General features: G+C 45.7%; 13 protein-coding genes. 8 read left to right on the forward strand and 5 right to left on the reverse strand.

Annotated features, from left to right (window positions below; genetic code table 11):
- The first annotated feature begins 187 nt into the window (after positions 1–187).
- The 7 genes from R7P35_RS07590 (at position 188) to R7P35_RS07620 (ending at position 6,830) form a co-directional block, all read left to right on the forward strand.
- Positions 188–1,054, forward strand: a complete 867-nt coding sequence (locus R7P35_RS07590) for a DUF72 domain-containing protein (RefSeq protein ID WP_170897174.1) — start codon at positions 188–190, stop codon at positions 1,052–1,054.
- A 93-nt stretch (positions 1,055–1,147) separates the two neighbouring features.
- Positions 1,148–1,885: a carboxy-S-adenosyl-L-methionine synthase CmoA gene (gene cmoA / locus R7P35_RS07595; protein ID WP_017635063.1), complete on the forward strand. Its 738-nt coding sequence runs from the start codon at positions 1,148–1,150 to the stop codon at positions 1,883–1,885.
- An 81-nt stretch (positions 1,886–1,966) separates the two neighbouring features.
- Entirely contained in the window at positions 1,967–2,938 is a 972-nt protein-coding gene (gene cmoB, locus R7P35_RS07600; RefSeq protein ID WP_054700774.1) for a tRNA 5-methoxyuridine(34)/uridine 5-oxyacetic acid(34) synthase CmoB, read from the forward strand.
- A 276-nt stretch (positions 2,939–3,214) separates the two neighbouring features.
- Positions 3,215–3,961 carry an ATP-dependent zinc protease gene (locus tag R7P35_RS07605; RefSeq protein WP_005378391.1) on the forward strand — a complete coding sequence of 249 codons (747 nt, stop codon included), beginning with the start codon at positions 3,215–3,217 and terminating at the stop codon, positions 3,959–3,961.
- An 11-nt stretch (positions 3,962–3,972) separates the two neighbouring features.
- Positions 3,973–5,478, forward strand: coding sequence for an inactive transglutaminase family protein (locus R7P35_RS07610; protein WP_005378389.1), 1,506 nt, complete (start codon positions 3,973–3,975; stop codon positions 5,476–5,478).
- Positions 5,479–5,481: 3 nt separating this feature from the next.
- The gene (locus R7P35_RS07615; protein WP_005378387.1) at positions 5,482–6,450 is read left to right on the forward strand and encodes an alpha-L-glutamate ligase-like protein; all 969 of its coding nucleotides are present in this window, start codon (positions 5,482–5,484) and stop codon (positions 6,448–6,450) included.
- Between the two features lie 227 nt (positions 6,451–6,677).
- Entirely contained in the window at positions 6,678–6,830 is a 153-nt protein-coding gene (locus R7P35_RS07620; protein ID WP_005378381.1) for a hypothetical protein, read from the forward strand.
- A 143-nt stretch (positions 6,831–6,973) separates the two neighbouring features.
- Here the strand turns inward: R7P35_RS07620 and mukB are convergent, their stop codons facing one another.
- The 4 genes from mukB to cmoM are packed head-to-tail and all read right to left on the reverse strand — an operon-like array spanning position 6,974 to position 14,277.
- Positions 6,974–11,437, reverse strand: coding sequence for a chromosome partition protein MukB (gene mukB / locus R7P35_RS07625; RefSeq protein ID WP_044129446.1), 4,464 nt, complete (start codon positions 11,435–11,437; stop codon positions 6,974–6,976).
- Between the two features lie 2 nt (positions 11,438–11,439).
- The gene (gene mukE, locus R7P35_RS07630) at positions 11,440–12,165 is read right to left on the reverse strand and encodes a chromosome partition protein MukE (protein WP_005378379.1); all 726 of its coding nucleotides are present in this window, start codon (positions 12,163–12,165) and stop codon (positions 11,440–11,442) included.
- Positions 12,146–13,483, reverse strand: coding sequence for a chromosome partition protein MukF (mukF, locus tag R7P35_RS07635; RefSeq protein ID WP_017634722.1), 1,338 nt, complete (start codon positions 13,481–13,483; stop codon positions 12,146–12,148). Before mukF ends, mukE begins: the two co-directional genes overlap by 20 nt.
- Positions 13,484–13,485: 2 nt before the next feature.
- Positions 13,486–14,277, reverse strand: a complete 792-nt coding sequence (cmoM, locus tag R7P35_RS07640; protein WP_025766915.1) for a tRNA uridine 5-oxyacetic acid(34) methyltransferase CmoM — start codon at positions 14,275–14,277, stop codon at positions 13,486–13,488.
- 114 nt (positions 14,278–14,391) lie between these two features.
- On the opposite strand from cmoM, the gene elyC reads away from it, so the two are divergent.
- Complete coding sequence (elyC, locus tag R7P35_RS07645; RefSeq protein WP_005387893.1) at positions 14,392–15,177, forward strand: envelope biogenesis factor ElyC; 786 nt, start codon at positions 14,392–14,394, stop codon at positions 15,175–15,177.
- Positions 15,178–15,249: 72 nt separating this feature from the next.
- Here elyC and torR read toward each other — a convergent pair whose 3' ends face one another.
- Positions 15,250–15,960, reverse strand: coding sequence for a two-component system response regulator TorR (torR, locus tag R7P35_RS07650; protein WP_005378370.1), 711 nt, complete (start codon positions 15,958–15,960; stop codon positions 15,250–15,252).
- Positions 15,961–16,197 lie beyond the last annotated feature (237 nt).

Raw genomic sequence — 16,197 nt, forward strand, 5'->3', positions numbered from 1 at the left:
ATGTCCACGAAAATCGACTACTCAACATACAATTACGTGTGTTTTATCATTCACTGGTGCTTTTTAGTACAACAAATGTTCAAAAGCGCACCAAAGCGAAAAAATTGGGGAGGATTATAGCGTGAAATTACCTATTTCAGCAAAACTCTCGTAAAGTATTCACACGAGTAGCAAGCAGTAAAGAATAATGGATAACTTACCTCTTCGACTTGGATTGACGATGTGGTCGCACAATCAATGGCAACAAAGTTTTTACGGCAGCGGGACAAAGCCCGCTGAACGTTTAGAAAGGTATGCGCAAGTGTTTCATACCGTGGAAGGCAACACGACATTTTATGCCACACCGACGCTCAATACAGTGCAAAACTGGAGAGCCGCAACCCACGATGATTTTCGCTTTACTTTCAAACTTCCTAAAGCCATCACTCATGAGCAAATGCTAAGAGGTTGCAGCGAACAACTGAGAGACTTCATGAAAGTCATGGAGCCTTTGCATGACCGTGTGGGCCAATGGACAATTCAATTACCAGCCGCATTTGGTCCTGAGCACCTTGATCGGCTGAAAAAGTTCTGTGCGAACTTTCCACCTAACTTCCCTCTCGGTGTTGAGGTTCGCCATATGGCATTTTTCTCCAAAGGCGAAGAAGAGCGAGCACTTAACCAATGGTTAGTAGAGAATAATATTGACCGCATTATTATGGATAGCCGCCCAGTCTTTGCCGCTAAGCCCGACAATGAGGCGATTATTGATGCACAAATGAAAAAACCACGAGTCCCTGTTCACGCCATTGCTACCGCTTCACACCCTTTGATTCGCTTTATTGGTCATCCAGAAGAACAGCAAAATTACGAGTTTTTTAAACCATGGCTCAACAAGTTGCCACAATGGATTGCCGAAGGTAAACAGCCATATGTCATGATCCATACCGCAGACAATATAATTGCGCCAGAGTTGGCCGCAAACCTATATAAAGACATACAAAAGCTTATCACACTCCCTGAGTTATCACCTTTCCCAGCTGACGATGGCAACTCGCAGTTACAGATGTTCTAACGCAACACATGACAGAGGCGCGAAATTCCCATAAAATACGCGCCTTTTTTGGTGCCTGACATTTTCAGGCGGCTTGTATGCAGAGACTTAGTTATGAACCCTAAGAGCAATCCAGATACTATTTTTTCGGCTCCAATCGATAAAATTGGGGATTTCACGTTCGATGAACGCGTAGCGGAAGTATTTCCTGACATGATTCAACGATCGGTACCGGGTTACAGCAATATCATTTCTGCAATCGGTATGCTGGCAGAGCGTTTTGTAAAACCTCACTCAAACATCTATGACCTTGGCTGTTCTTTGGGTGCTGCAACATTGTCTATGCGTCGCCATATCAAACAAGAAGGTTGCCAAATCATCGCAGTGGACAACTCTCCTGCGATGGTTGAGCGTTGTAAACTTCACGTCAACGCTTACCGCAGTGACACTCCTGTGGATGTAGTAGAAGCAGACATTCGCAATATCGAAATTGAAAACGCGTCAGTGGTGGTGTTGAACTTCACTTTGCAATTCCTCTCTCCAGAAGATCGTTACTCCTTGCTCGAGAAAATTTACGCAGGCCTGCGTCCAGGCGGCATTTTGATTCTATCGGAGAAGTTCGTCTTCGAAGATGAAGTTTCGAACGAACTGTTAATTGACCTTCACCACGACTTTAAACGTGCGAATGGTTATAGCGAACTAGAAATCAGCCAAAAGCGCAGCGCGATAGAAAACGTAATGCGCCCAGATTCAAAGAAAGAACATAAAGAGCGTTTCGCTAAAATTGGCTTTTCTAGCTACGATGTTTGGTTCCAATGCTTTAACTTCGGCTCCATGTTCGCGATTAAATAGACCATGCATACAAAGCCTGAACCATACCGATTTCGGCTTTTGTTAATAATTTATACCCATCAACTCAGCGATTAACTAACTATGTTTAACTTTGCAAATTTCTACCAATTGATTGCCCAAGACACCCGTCTTCAACCTTGGCTTAATGTGCTTCCACAACAGCTAACGGATTGGCAAAATGCAGAGCACGGTGACTTTGGTCGCTGGTTGAAAGCCCTGAACAAAATCCCAGCGGGTAGACCGGACAGCATCGACATTGTTGATTCTGTCACGATTTCAAACAATGAGCCGATGCCTCAAGGGGAACTTAAAAAGCTAGAAAGCTTACTTCGTACATTCCATCCTTGGCGCAAAGGCCCATACCACGTACACGGCATCCATATTGATACTGAGTGGCGCAGTGATTGGAAATGGGACCGCGTGCTTCCACATATTTCTCCATTAAAGAATCGCAGCGTACTCGATGTAGGTTGTGGTAACGGCTACCACATGTGGCGCATGCTAGGCGAAGGTGCACGCTTAACTGTCGGTATCGATCCATCTCACCTGTTTCTAATTCAGTTCGAAGCAATTCGTAAACTAATGGGCGATGACCAACGTGCACACCTACTGCCATTGGGCATTGAACAACTACCTAAGTTGGAAGCGTTCGATACAGTATTCAGCATGGGCGTGCTTTACCATCGCCGCTCGCCTCTCGATCATTTAGTGCAACTAAAAGATCAATTGGTATCTGGAGGTGAACTCGTATTGGAAACACTCGTGATTGAAGGTGATGAGAATGCAGTACTGGTCCCGACTTCTCGTTACGCGCAAATGCGTAATGTCTATTTCTTCCCTTCAGCAAAAGCCCTAAAAGTGTGGCTAGAATTGGTCGGTTTTGAAGATGTTCGTATCGTTGATGAAAACATCACATCCGTAGATGAACAACGTACCACAGATTGGATGACGCATAACTCTCTACCTGACTACTTAGATCCGAACGACCCAAGCAAAACTGTAGAAGGCTATCCTGCCCCTCGCCGCGCGGTTCTTGTCGCTCGCAAATCATAATTCGCTGAGATTCCTGACATTGTCTTAACTCATTTTACGAGTTAAGACATTACCCTCTTTCCTCGTAATGAGCGAGTTTGTTTTTTGAATCCATTTTTCACGTCAAAATATGAGCACGCTCTAAATAAGGATGCGCTTTTATGTCCTTGATTTTTGGCTTTTCATCACTATTCCTCAAACAATAAGTAATAGAGAAACATTCTTACTTGTGAGGCTTTATCGATATAAGCTAAACTCCTAAAAAATAAACAACTTAATCCAATCCCAAGGTTTTCAATGTTATTACGATTGACCCCGATTGTTGCCATCGCCTTACTATCTGGATGCTCACTAACCAAAGGCGAACAGTACCACCAAGAAACGTTAGCGGCGATTCAAAATTCAGAAGCGAATGTCAATAATCGCATTACCAACCTAGAGCTTCAGCTCAGCAACCAATCGGACTATATCGACAGCCTTGAAGAACAAGTCGATAAACTACAGGTTGAACTTCTTACATTTCGCGATGAAGCAATGGCAGAAGTAAAAAAACCGAAAGAGCCGATTATTGTCCAATCTCCCGCTCCTGTGGAACCAACCCCAACTCACGATATTGTCCTTGGCTCTATCGAAAAGGTCACTGTAGAGTCGATTAAGCAAACTTTTGATGCACGTATCGACACTGGTGCCGCGACGTCGTCTTTAAATGCCGTTGATATTGAAGAGTTCGAAAGAAATGGTAAAAAATGGGTCCGATTCCACTTAGCAGACACCAGTAAATCCGAAGAAGAGAAAAGTACTTGGATCGAAGCTCCTGTCATTCGCTACGTCAAAATCCGCCAGGTTACCAGTGAAGAGTTAGAACGCCGCGCTGTGGTAGAACTTTGGGTGCGCGTTGGAAAAATTCATGAAAAAGCGCAATTTACGTTGGCAGATCGCTCACATATGAACCATCCTATTTTACTGGGTAGAGAATTTATGCGCGACATAGCACTTGTCGATGTAAGTCGTACCTATATCCAAACGGACGAAGATAAAAAATAATAAGGTAGATTATGACGTCAAAAATACCGTTTTACCTTTCTATCATCTTATTGGTGATTGCGGGCATTGCTCTGAGTGTTTTCAGACATGAAAACTACGGCGTGCCTTGGACGCCAGGCGAAACTCGCCAGGTATGGGATGTAGAAGCTCGTATTGAGTTCAATGCTAACGGCAACGAAGTAAAAGCGTCACTTGCAGCACCTCATACACAAAGTGGTTACACACTTATCGGTGAATCTGCTTCCTCATCAGGTTATGGCGTTTCCTACATCAATGACGATTCAGGCCGTCGTGCAGAATGGTCAATTCGCCAAGCTCAAGGGCCACAAACCATATACTACAAAGCCCAGTTCTTAGTAGACCCTCAGGCTAAAGTCACTCCTTTACCGCCAACGGAAGACATTACGCCACCAACGCTTTCAGCGCCACAAGCAGCAGCGGCAAATGCCCTTATCGAACGTGCGATGAGTCGCTCAGCCGATAATGTGACGTTTACTCGTGAGCTTATCAAAGCGCTTAATGACCCTGATAGCCAAAACTCGTCGCTACTACTGAACGATTTCAGCCGTACTGATGCACTGCATAACATTTTGCTTACCGCAGGTATACAGAGCAAAACCGTCGGTGTTATCGAACTAGAAGATGGTCGTCGACGCCAAACAATTCAACCAATGGTTCAGGTTTGGTCAGGTAAAGATTGGGTACTGTTTTCGCCAAAATCCGAACAAAAAGCAGTGAAACCCAACTTGTTAGTGTGGGATGAATCAAACGTATCCTTACTTGACCTTGTTGGTGGTAAAAATAGCCAAGTGCATTTCTCGATGATTAAGCAAGAAATGACACCACAACAAGCTACAAACAACAAAATAGAAGCAGATGGATTACTGAATATTTCAATTCATAGCCTACCTTTGGAAGAGCAAGCGATGTTCAAAACCATCATGCTCATCCCTATTGGTGCTCTGATCGTTGTGTTCTTGCGTGTGATTATCGGCCTGAAAACATCCGGTACCTTTATGCCTGTGTTGATTGCCGTTGCTTTTGTTCAAACTCAACTATTAACGGGTATTGTCGGTTTCTTGCTAATTGTAGGTACAGGCCTGATTATTCGAAGCTATTTGTCTAGGTTGAACTTATTGCTGGTAGCAAGGATATCTGCGGTCATTATTACCGTTATTATGATCATCTCGGTGTTCACCGTTGTTGCGTTTAAAATGGGCTTAACAGAAGGCCTAACAATTACCTTCTTCCCTATGATCATCTTGTCTTGGACGATTGAACGTATGTCAATCCTATGGGAAGAAGAAGGTGCGAAGGAAGTTGCTCTGCAAGGTGGTGGTTCATTGCTGACAGCGGTATTAGTTTACCTTGCAATGACGAACTCATACATTCAACACTTAACCTTTAACTTCATTGGTCTACAGTTGATTGTTCTGGCCGGTATTCTATTACTAGGTACTTACACAGGTTACCGCCTCACTGAGCTACGACGCTTCAAACCACTAGCGGAGGACTAAACGATGTTCGAAAGTTTTACTTCGCCGTCTAAGCTTCGCCATAAAGGCATTATGGGGATGAACAAGCGTAACCACAGCTATATTGGCCGTTACAATGATCGTTCTAAATACCCACTTGTCGATGACAAGCTAAAGACCAAAATTATTGCACAGGCAGCAGGAGCAACAGTTCCTGCCCTGATCGGTGTCATTCATAACCAAGCTGAAGTTAAGACTATCCACAAAATGGTTGAGAACTGGCCTGGTTTTGTAATCAAACCTGCACAAGGTAGTGGCGGTAAAGGCATTCTGGTTGTTACGTCTCACAAAAACGGGGTATATACCAAACCCTCCGGCTCTACAATTGGTAGGGATGAGGTCGAGCGTCACATTAGTAATGCGCTTGCTGGCCTTTTCTCTCTTGGTGGTAAAAATGACGTTGCTGTGGTTGAAAACTTAATCAAGTTTGATGACTGTTTTGATGGCTTCAGTTATGAAGGCGTACCAGATGTTCGGATCATCGTATTTAAAGGTTATCCAGTTATGGCGATGATGCGCTGTTCTACAGCGGCTTCCGACGGCAAAGCAAACCTTCACCAAGGTGCGGTAGGAGTAGGCATTGACATCGCGACAGGTAAAGCCGTCAGAGCGGTGCAGTTCGATCATCCAGTGACTCATCACCCTGATACAGGTAAAGACCTTTCGACCCTTCAAGTACCGCATTGGGAGCGCTTGCTGGAGCTTGCGTCAAGTGCCTGGGAAATGACAGGTTTGGGATACATGGGTACGGATATGGTGCTGGATAAAGATGAAGGGCCTATGGTTTTAGAGCTTAACGCTCGCCCTGGTCTGGCAATCCAAATCGCTAATGGTGCAGGCTTGCTTCCTCGTTTGAAACACATAGAGAGCCTTGGCACACCTGCTGAGTATCCAAAACCGATTGAACGCGTCGCTTACGCGGCAGAGCAGTTCGGTGTGAAGCCGTTGTTCTAACCCTTCGACATAATGTTCGTTATTACTCGCCAGTAATTGTCATGATTACTGGCGTTTTTGTTCCCGCATCCAAAAACCTTGCACTTGCTCTCCTTATTAAACACATCCTTCTCATATATAAGTTGAATCAATGATCGAGCTAACAAAATCAACATAGATCGTTTCTTTTCTACTTTGCCTTTTGAGTATGATGAGAGCTCCCCTTACTCAACTTGAGAGGTTGAGAAATGCTAATAAAAGAAACAAATAATGATGAACCAGAGCTTGAAGAACAAGAGAGCTTAGACCAACACCTACAACGCTTGTCTGAGCTTTCTGTCCAAGCACTTGAAGAGCTTGCTGAAATGATCGAAGTCAGGGACGATATTCCAGAGGAATAAACGTAGCTTCCTCATTAAGTTCCGCTAATAAGCCGAGACTGCCGTCCTACAGTCTCGGCTTGTCTTATGTTGTTCGAAGCCTGCCTCGCAAACAGATACAAAAACGCCCGCGTTCATTGCGGGCGTTTTGTTAGATTCGAAGTTTACGATTCAAACTCTTCAATCATCTCTTGTGCTTCAGTCTTAGGCTTATCCGTTTGACCAAAACCACGCAGACCAACCACGTGTACGTGTTCGTGATCTTTAAACACCTTACGCACCAGTTTGTAGGTCGTACCTTTCTCTGGGCTGATGTTTTCAGGCGCCGCGATAAGAAGCTGCATATCCAGACGGTCACACAATTCGAACAATGTCGCGATCGATTTCGCATCCAGACGCGCTGCTTCATCCAAGAAAAGCAAACGACAAGGCACAATGTCTTTGCTGCGTAGACGACGAGACTCTTCTTCCCAGCTTTGTACCACCATCAATAGGATTGACTGACCAGTACCGATCGCTTCACCTGTTGATAGTGCGCCAGACTCAGCCTGTAGCCAACCATCTGTACCACGGTTCACTTCTACACTTAGCTCTAGGTAGTTACGGTAATCCAGTAGCTCTTCACCCAGAACCTGAGGAGAACGTTGACCCATATCAATATGTGGGTTCACACGTTGGAACAGCTTCGCCATTGCTTCGGAGAAAGTAAAGCGAGTCGATTCAAACAGGTCTTTGTGCTGCTCTTGCTGTGTCGCTAGACCGTTCAGTAGCACTTCGTGACTTTCGCGGATCTTCACGTTTAGACGTACGCCCTTCACCTGACCAAACGAGATGTTCGACAGGCCTTGGTTCAGCATACGAATACGGTTTTGCTCACGCTGAATCGTCTTCTTGATGATGCTCGCTACTGACTCAGAGCTGATCGCTAAGCGGTTTTCACGTTGCGTTAGCTCTTCCGTTAGACGCGCCAGCTCGACTTCCATCTCTTCGATCGCTTCTACTGGATCATCAGTACGGATGATATCCTGACGAATACGTTCACGAAGATGTTGGTAAACCGCAATGTAGAACAGAACTTTACGCTCTGGACGTGCATTGTCTTCTGATAGACGCAGCGCATCACGCAGGTCGTCATTGTTCGCAACAGCTAGACGCAGCGCACCCAATGATTTATCCGACATTGAACGCAGTTCATCCGCAGACATGTAAGCCAGTTCACGCTTGTGTAGACGACGCTCAACATCGTTCTCGCGCGCCAGACGAAGTACTGAACACCAGCCAGCTTTCGCAGCAACCACGAACGTACGCAGCTCAACGTATTCTTTCTGAACTTTCTTCAGACGTTTTGCCAAGCCTTTCATCTCTAGTTCAGTAGAGGTGATCGTGCGCTCGTATTCGCTCTTACGGCTGCGAGACGTGTGTAGACGCTCGTGCAATTCGTCACGACGACGCATTGCGCGCTCTTCTGCACCTTCGTCAGCGTTCACGCCAAACTCTTGAAGCTCTTGTTTGAACTCTTGAACCGTTTCCAGTTTCGCTTGGTGTGAACTCTTCAGAGAAGCCAATACTTGGTTGTATTGGTTCATTTGACCTTGCGATTGCTTCAACTCTTCACGAGAGCGAGTACGCATTTGTTCAGCTTGAACCAGTTTAGCTTTTAGCTGCTCACTCAGTTCGCTACTCTTGTTCAGTAGGTCTACTGAATCTGAGTAAGCGAAGTAGTGACGACGTTCAACGAGATCCGAGAGTGCAAAGATTTGCTTCTTAAGATCTTGTAGCCGCTCGTCTGCCGCTTTGTATTCTGCTTCTAGTGCATCGAATTGCTCTGGGTCAGCATCAAGCGCAGACGCAATATTCTCTAATTGCGTGACGGCTTTTGCATGGTTGTTTAAGAAGTTTTTTGCCTCTGCAAGCTGAGCGATTTTCTCTTCTAGCTCATCAAAACGCGCTTGCAATGACTCATCTTCAACAAGCACCATGTGTGACGCTAGCTTGTCCAGAGAAGACAACGCTTGCTTGCTGGTTTGAAGCTGAGAACGTTGTTGTTGCTCTTTCGCATCCAGATCCGCCAACACGCGAGCAATTTGGTTACGCTTATCACGAATAGTTGCCAGTGCTTGTTCTGGATCGGCGTCAAAAGCAACCTGAATGTGGTTAGACACAAATAGGTTAAACGCTTGGTACAAGCGCTGCATTTTCTGAGAATCAAACGCCGCTTTCGCGTGTTTCTCTACCACTTCTTCTCGTTCGTTACGCAGCAACTCTAGACGCTGCTCACGTGCCGCACGGCCAAACAATGGGATCTCAGGCAAGCGAGAGTAACGCATTTGGCGATCGTTCATACGAACGCAAACCGCGCCCTCTAACTCTTCTGCATCGAACGAGCTGTCATCAAAGGCATCGATGTCACCTTCAATGATGTACAAGTCTTCTGGACAGTCGTCTAGCTCTACCAGTTTTTCTTCGATGCCTGACAAGTCAGAAACAACGATAGCGTGACGAGCCGGACCGTACATCGCACTGAAGTAAGGCGCGTCATCAATCGTGATGTCATCGTAGATCTCAGACAGCAATACACCGCCCAGCGTATCTGCCAAACCTTTCAGGCGAGGGTCATTTGAACCACCAGGAGAAGCAAGACGCTCAATCTCAGCGTCTAGCTGGCTACGGCGCTCAGCAAGCTTATCTTTAGCTAAAGACAGCTCCCTTTCTTGTTCAAGGACAACTTGCATGTGGTTCATTACCGCATGGCGATCCTCAAGCTCTTCACCGCTCTGCTCTCTCAGTTTCTCTAGCGCATCGTTCGCCGCAATCCAAGCTGGTGCTATTGCTTCAAGCTTACTAATTTCTGCCACCGCGTTTTGCTCTAGACGGCGCTGTTCACCACGCTGATCACGAACTTCTTCTTGAGCTATCTCTAGTGATTCGATTTGCGTCGCATGACGTTCACGTTCTTGTTCAAACGTAACCTCATCGGTTAGTTCAACGTGATATTGCTTTTTGTATTCAGCAACCAGTTCACGTGCTTGACGCTGCTGGTTAAGGCTGCGTTCGAGATCACGGTGTTGTGCTCGCCATTGTTGTTCGTTTTGTGCAATTTGTTGTGACTCACGCGCTTTCGCAATTGCGGTTTTCGCATGTTCAGACGCGTCTTTGCGCTCAACTTGACCAACAATGCTTTGTACCAGTTTAAGCGCGGTTTCAAACTGCTCTGCCGCTGCAGAAGACATGTCCAGTTTGTGCTTAACCGATAGCAACGCATTGGTGCTTTCTGACTCTTTGTTCTTAAGCTCAGAGACAAGCGCTTGAGCCGATTCCGCCGTTAGGCTGTCATCGCCAAGTAGTTGCTTCGCTTTCTCCAGCGCTTGAACTGCTTGTTGATATTGAAGGGCGCGAGTTTGCTGAACGTCAAGAGCTTGCTGGTAATCAGCAAGTTGCGTCTTAAGGCTATCCACCTCTTCTTCTGCAACGGTAGCTTGCTCTTCAGCCATCATCACGCGTTCTTGCGCTTCTTCCACTACCATCATTTGTTCTTCAAGACGCTCGCTCAGCTCTTCAAGATCTTCTTGGTAGCGTTCGATCTTCTCTTGCTGACGCAGCGCGTTTTGCACCAGTTGCAAGTGATCAGAAGCCGCTTGGTAGTCTTGCTCTAAAGAAGATTCTGATTCGATCAGCAGTTCCAGCTCTTCTTGAACGCGGTTAAGCAGATTGTTTTGCTCAATCAAGGTCTCGCGAGAACCAAATAACTCTGAACGCAAAGACAATGTCTGTTCTAGTTTTTTACGGCGCTCGTTGGCATGGCGCATATAGTCCGCTGCCACGTAGTTGGTCGACTCTGTAATCAAATGTTTGAACAAGTCACGGTCTGCTTGCGTGGTTTTGATCGCTTCTAGCGTCATGCGGTTTTCACGCAGCGCCGATTCCATATCTTGGAACGCTTTCTTCACGCCGCCGTTTTGTGGCAGAAGGTAGTCACGTAGCGAACGGGTAATCGCACTTGAGATACCACCGTAAAGCGATGCTTCGATCAGGCGGTAGAATTTAGAACGGTCACCAGAGTTACGCAGTTTCTTCGGAATCACACCGAATTCAAACATTTGCGCGTGGTAATCCACGATAGAAGAGAACGCTTTGAACTGAACGCCTTCAAATTCCGCGATCGATTCTTTTACTTCGTTGATTTGACGTACACGAGCTTGAGTCGCAGATACGCTTTCAACCAAGATATCCGTTGGTTTCACATGGCTTGGAAGACCTTGGATCACAAACGGTTTGATGTCTACTTTCTTATCACGACCCGCAACTTGCTGTAGTTTTACTGCAAACAATAGGCGTTGGTTACGTGAGTTCACCACGTCTAGCGCCGCATAACATGCGCCCGGCTGTAGCTTACCGTACAAACCTTTGTCGCGAGACGATTGGCTGCTGCCCGCTTCTGTCGTGTTACGGAAGTGCAGCAGCGTTTGGTCAGGAATCAATGCGGTGATGAACGCCGCCATTGTGGTTGATTTACCTGCACCGTTACCACCTGATAGCGTGGTGACCAGACCATCGATGTCAAACGTACGGGCAAAGAAGCCGTTCCAGTTGACCATGGTCAGCGATTGGTATTTACCGCGTTCAATCATGCTCATGCTTCACCCTCTTCTGTTGTTTCTTCTTGGGCTTGGTCGTCTTGATCTTCTTCAGACAATAAGCTGCCTTGGCTTGGCTCTTTGGTGTGCACTACTGCTTCACCATCACGGATTAGACGCAGCTGCGCTTCACGCATGTCATCGCCAATACGTACATCGGCACCAAAGCGGAATACCGCTTCACTGATGCTGAATTTACCGGTTTCACCGATGTTGATGATCATGCCTAGGCGACGCAAACGACGAAGTGACGTACGTACTTTTTCAAACAGCTTTTCTTTATCAAGGTCAGAACCAGTCGCACGGTTCGTCACTAGCTTCATCAGCTTGTTTTCGTCTGCTAGAGCAAGCAGTTCGTCGTACAGCTCTTGGTTAGTAAAGATGCCTTCGTGCGCAAGACGCTCTGGGCTTAGGTAAAGGAAACACAGTACCTTCCCCACCAGCATATCCAGTTCAGAAAGAACACTACGGCCAATCAGAGACGTTGAACGAGGACGAAGGTAGAAGAAACCTTCTGGCGCTTTCACCAATTCGGTGTTGTAGCGTTGGTAGAAAGAAGAAAGCTCAAGTTCGAAATCCGACAACAACGCGTGATTGTCTAGATCTTCACTTGAGATATGACGCCCTGCTCGAAGCATGCTGTCTAGCGCTGGGAACAGAGGGTTAGAAATTGCTTTTGCCAGATTCTCTGACATGTATTCATTAGTATCGGTCGATGACATTCGCTTGTACCTTTGCCCCAAATTCGTTGATTGCTTTCCAGTCTGGTTGAATCGCTTGGTAATCCGATTCTGAATACCCTAGACGTACAGCTTGATCGACGATAATGCGAGCTAAATCAAAATGATGAGTGTAAGGGTGCTGTGCAAGGTAATCTCGCAGTACCACACTCAAGTCGATTGGTGTGCCTTGATCTTTATGCGCTTTTAGCATGTCACCAATTCGTTCAGACAGCTCATCATTGACTTGTTGAAACTCTTCGTATTCTACTTCCATCGGAACTTGACCCGTTACCTCGTCATCACGCAGTACTAGGGCCTCATCACGAAGGTCAGAAAGCCTCTCCGCATCTGCATAAGTCAGATACCAAGGCGCATCGAAGTAATCTTTGACGGATTGACGCAGACGCGAGCTAAACGCACGGTTCTTATCCATATCGATTGCAGTACGAATAAACTTATGCACGTGTCGGTCATAACCAATCCAAAGGTCGATCGCTTGCTGGCCCCAGCTTGTGATTCGGTCTAGTTTCATTTGCAGACCAAACAAGGCTTCTTCGATAAACTCCAGCTCAGGGTCACCGTAAACAATTTCTTGAATATCGAGGATCTGAGTTTGCAGTTCATCACTGGCGGCTTGCAGCGTATCTTGAAGTTCACGCAACGTGCTTGATGTTTCTGACAGAAGTGCTTCACAGTTGTTGATCGCTTCACGCCAGTCTTTGTTAAGCAGGTCAGCAATCTGTTGTTTCACTGACTGTTGCTGCTCATCCATAACACGTTGGTTGAGATCAATTTGATCGAAGATTTCGCCTACAGAATATTTTAAAACACCGTATACGTTTTTCTTCCAGTGACCCGGTGTGCCACCTTTTTGTGCTGCCTCAATTGCTTTCGCCATTTCATCCGCTACCATGGATAGCTGGATAGATAGACGCAGTTTTGAGAACTCACGATGACGCACGTAGTAGTCGGTTATTCCTATCGCTAATGGCGACAAGCGGTAAATGCTCGCTCCGTCAGTAATCTCACTGACAAAACGGCTCATAAGACGCTGCTTAACCATCTCGTTGATCGCATTGTTCGCACGAAAAGCGGAGGCTTCGCCGGTCTCATCAAATAGTCGAGTGACGATGGCAAATGCATCATGCAGTTCACCTTCACCCAGTTCTTCATCGAACCTTTCATTACTCAGTACGGCAATGGCTATCAAAAATGCCAATCGCTCTGTGGTCAGGTTCAACGAGAAATCGTGCTGCTTAACCCAGCCAACCAGCTCATCGATTGGTTGCTCTGCAGCATTGAGAGTCATCTCACTCATTGTTATTCCTGTTTATCGTTCTTTTTAGCCCACACATGAATGTAGCGGCCTAATGAGAGGTATGGCTCTTGTCGACAAAGTTGTTTTTCTAGCGCCAACACATCTTCAAACTCGTAATCACCCATGTATTCCATGTTGCCTATGTAATCACTAAATGAGCGAATACCAGATTTGCCACAAATATTAAAACCTGAATTTTCTATCCACTGGTAGACTTCTTCAGGTTTTAAGCCTTTTTGCGGCTGTAGTTTAAATCTTTTTCGGTGAGGCATGCCGTCTAATATATGAGGAATGTTGCCACAAACCACGTTTTTATAGACTAAACCGTGGTGGTTGTAGAACATGACTGATGCGATACCTCCCGGTTTTACTTGTTCAAGAACTGTTTCAAGTGCGGCCTTAGGATCAACCAGCCACTCCATCACAGCGTGGAACATAACCAGATCGACCTGTCCATCCATATGTTCACCGATGGATTGGACAGGCGAATGAATCAGGCGATACTGCTCAAGCAAACCGTTTTTTTCAATATCCTGCTTAGCCAACTGCAGCATTTCCGAAGATAGATCACATAAAGCGATTCGATGTCCGAGCTTAGCAAGCTTTTGCGACATTTGTGCCAAACCACCACCAGCGTCCAACACTTCTAGGGGTTGCTGGTCAGCATCTAATTCACTTAGAATCTGTAGAAAATCTTCCCACACAATGATTTGGCGGATCTCCCCTTTATCGGAGCCGTAAATATTTTTTGCAAATTTGTGGGCGATATCGTCGAAATTGCGGTCTTCTGTCACTTCTGCTGAGTTATCATAACGGATTGTGCCGCTATTCTGGCACAAGGAAAGCAGGAATAAAGAGGGATACCCTCATTTTTATTATCAATTGATGTTTTTTCGGACTATTTATGTATGTTTGAGCTGAAAAAAGTAGTGTCAGCCATGCTTATGCCCCTTCCGGCATTGCTGCTGATAGGCTTGTTGGGTCTTGCTCTCATTAGTTTTACTACAAAACGTAAAACTGGCTGCTTCGTTGTTCTATTCTCTTTTGTTGGCATTTTTCTTGTTGCCTTCCAACCTGTTTCAACCAAGCTTCTTATGCCGTTAGAGCGAGAGCATAAAGCCTTTTTGCCAGTTTCTGGCACCATCGACTACGTGATGGTTTTAGGGAATGGTCATGTTATCGATGACGAAATTCCACCCACCTCGCAGTTAAGCCGTGCAGCATTAATGCGCTTAACTGAGGGCATTCGTATTTTAAGAATGTATCCAGGCGCGAAATTAATCTTATCCGGCTATGCTGGCGGATCTGAAATTAGCCACGCGCGAATGATGGCGAACGTTGCCCTTGCGTTGGGAGTCGCGAAATCCGATATCATTTTATTAGAAGATGCGAAAGATACATGGGAAGAGGCGCGTCAAGCGGCTGCATTCGTTCAACAAAAGGAGATTGTGTTAGTCACTTCTGCGAGTCACATGAGCCGTGCATTGTATGAGTTCAACGCAGCAGGCATTAAACCAATCCCAGCCCCGACCAACTTCTTAGCTATTAGCGAGATAAGTCAACCTTGGGATAAATACTCACCTAAAGCGCGTTACTTAGAACAAACAGAGCTTTATTGGCATGAGTACTTGGGCAGTATTTGGCAAAGGTTGCGTGATACTGTCGGCCAAACACCAATGGTTGAAGCAAACTAGTATTATCTTGAAGCCACAAAAAAGGAGAGCCGAAGCTCTCCTTTTTCTTTTTACGATTGAGTTATGTTCCAACTAGTCACCAGCAAACATATAGCCTTCGCCGTGTACCGTTACAAAAATCTGTGGGTTCTTAGGATCGAACTCCATTTTTGCGCGCATACGTCGAATAAGAACATCAATGGTGCGGTCATTCGGCGCATCCACTCGATGGCTGATCATGTTCAAAATACGCTCACGACTTAACACCTGGTTAGGATAAGACGATAATGCCACCAAAAGTTCATACTCTGCTTTAGTTAGTTTTACTGGCTCACCGTTGCGGCTAAGTGCGCGACGTTGAATGTCGAATGTCCACTCCCCAAAGCGCACAATGTGCTCTTCACTGGTTTCATTCGCTTTCGAGCTGCCACTGCGCGCCGCTGAAATACGCCACAGCAAGTTTTTAACGCGAACTAACAGCTCTCTCAGTTCAAAAGGTTTTGTCACATAATCGTCAGCACCCATTTCTAGGCCTACGATTTTATCAATGCTATCCGTGCGTCCTGTTACTAATATGATACCAATATCCGATTGGCTACGTAACTCACGAGTAAGCATCAGGCCGTCTTCACCAGGCAGGTTAATATCCAGCATGATCAGGTCTACATCGCCCGCTTGCAAAACTTCACGCATTTCTGCGCCACTCTCTGCTTCGCTGACTTGGTAGCCCTCATTTTGGAAATATCCCGCAAGCTTACTACGAGTTACAACATCATCTTCTACGACTAATACGTGATAGCTCATTTACACCACTTTTCTGTCTTCTTATTATCCAAGACGTATTCTATTCATAACTAGTAACATTTCTAGTCATAGATACATTAAAACGCAAGATTTAGCGTTTTTATTGATTCAAAACAAGCTTGCCCATTGCTATTAATAAACGGTCATTTTTGACCATAAAACATAACAATTATAGTTACTGCTATTCATTTTAATTGATTACACTTAGGGGATATCCCTAATTGACTTTGTGATGCA

Source organism: Vibrio sp. Vb0304 (genome assembly GCF_033338995.1).
Classification (GTDB): domain Bacteria; phylum Pseudomonadota; class Gammaproteobacteria; order Enterobacterales; family Vibrionaceae; genus Vibrio; species Vibrio alginolyticus.

Bases quoted from the DNA above. Each gene is read 5' to 3' on its own strand.
- mukE (WP_005378379.1), bottom strand. From the start codon at position 12,165: ATGTCATCGACCGATACTAATGAATACATGTCAGAGAATCTGGCAAAA.
- R7P35_RS07620 (WP_005378381.1), top strand. From the start codon at position 6,678: ATGCTAATAAAAGAAACAAATAATGATGAACCAGAGCTTGAAGAACAA.
- R7P35_RS07615 (WP_005378387.1), top strand. From the start codon at position 5,482: ATGTTCGAAAGTTTTACTTCGCCGTCTAAGCTTCGCCATAAAGGCATT.
- mukB (WP_044129446.1), bottom strand. From the start codon at position 11,437: ATGATTGAACGCGGTAAATACCAATCGCTGACCATGGTCAACTGGAAC.
- R7P35_RS07610 (WP_005378389.1), top strand. From the start codon at position 3,973: ATGACGTCAAAAATACCGTTTTACCTTTCTATCATCTTATTGGTGATT.
- mukF (WP_017634722.1), bottom strand. From the start codon at position 13,483: ATGAGTGAGATGACTCTCAATGCTGCAGAGCAACCAATCGATGAGCTG.
- torR (WP_005378370.1), bottom strand. From the start codon at position 15,960: ATGAGCTATCACGTATTAGTCGTAGAAGATGATGTTGTAACTCGTAGT.
- R7P35_RS07605 (WP_005378391.1), top strand. From the start codon at position 3,215: ATGTTATTACGATTGACCCCGATTGTTGCCATCGCCTTACTATCTGGA.
- elyC (WP_005387893.1), top strand. From the start codon at position 14,392: ATGTTTGAGCTGAAAAAAGTAGTGTCAGCCATGCTTATGCCCCTTCCG.
- cmoB (WP_054700774.1), top strand. From the start codon at position 1,967: ATGTTTAACTTTGCAAATTTCTACCAATTGATTGCCCAAGACACCCGT.
- R7P35_RS07590 (WP_170897174.1), top strand. From the start codon at position 188: ATGGATAACTTACCTCTTCGACTTGGATTGACGATGTGGTCGCACAAT.
- cmoA (WP_017635063.1), top strand. From the start codon at position 1,148: ATGAACCCTAAGAGCAATCCAGATACTATTTTTTCGGCTCCAATCGAT.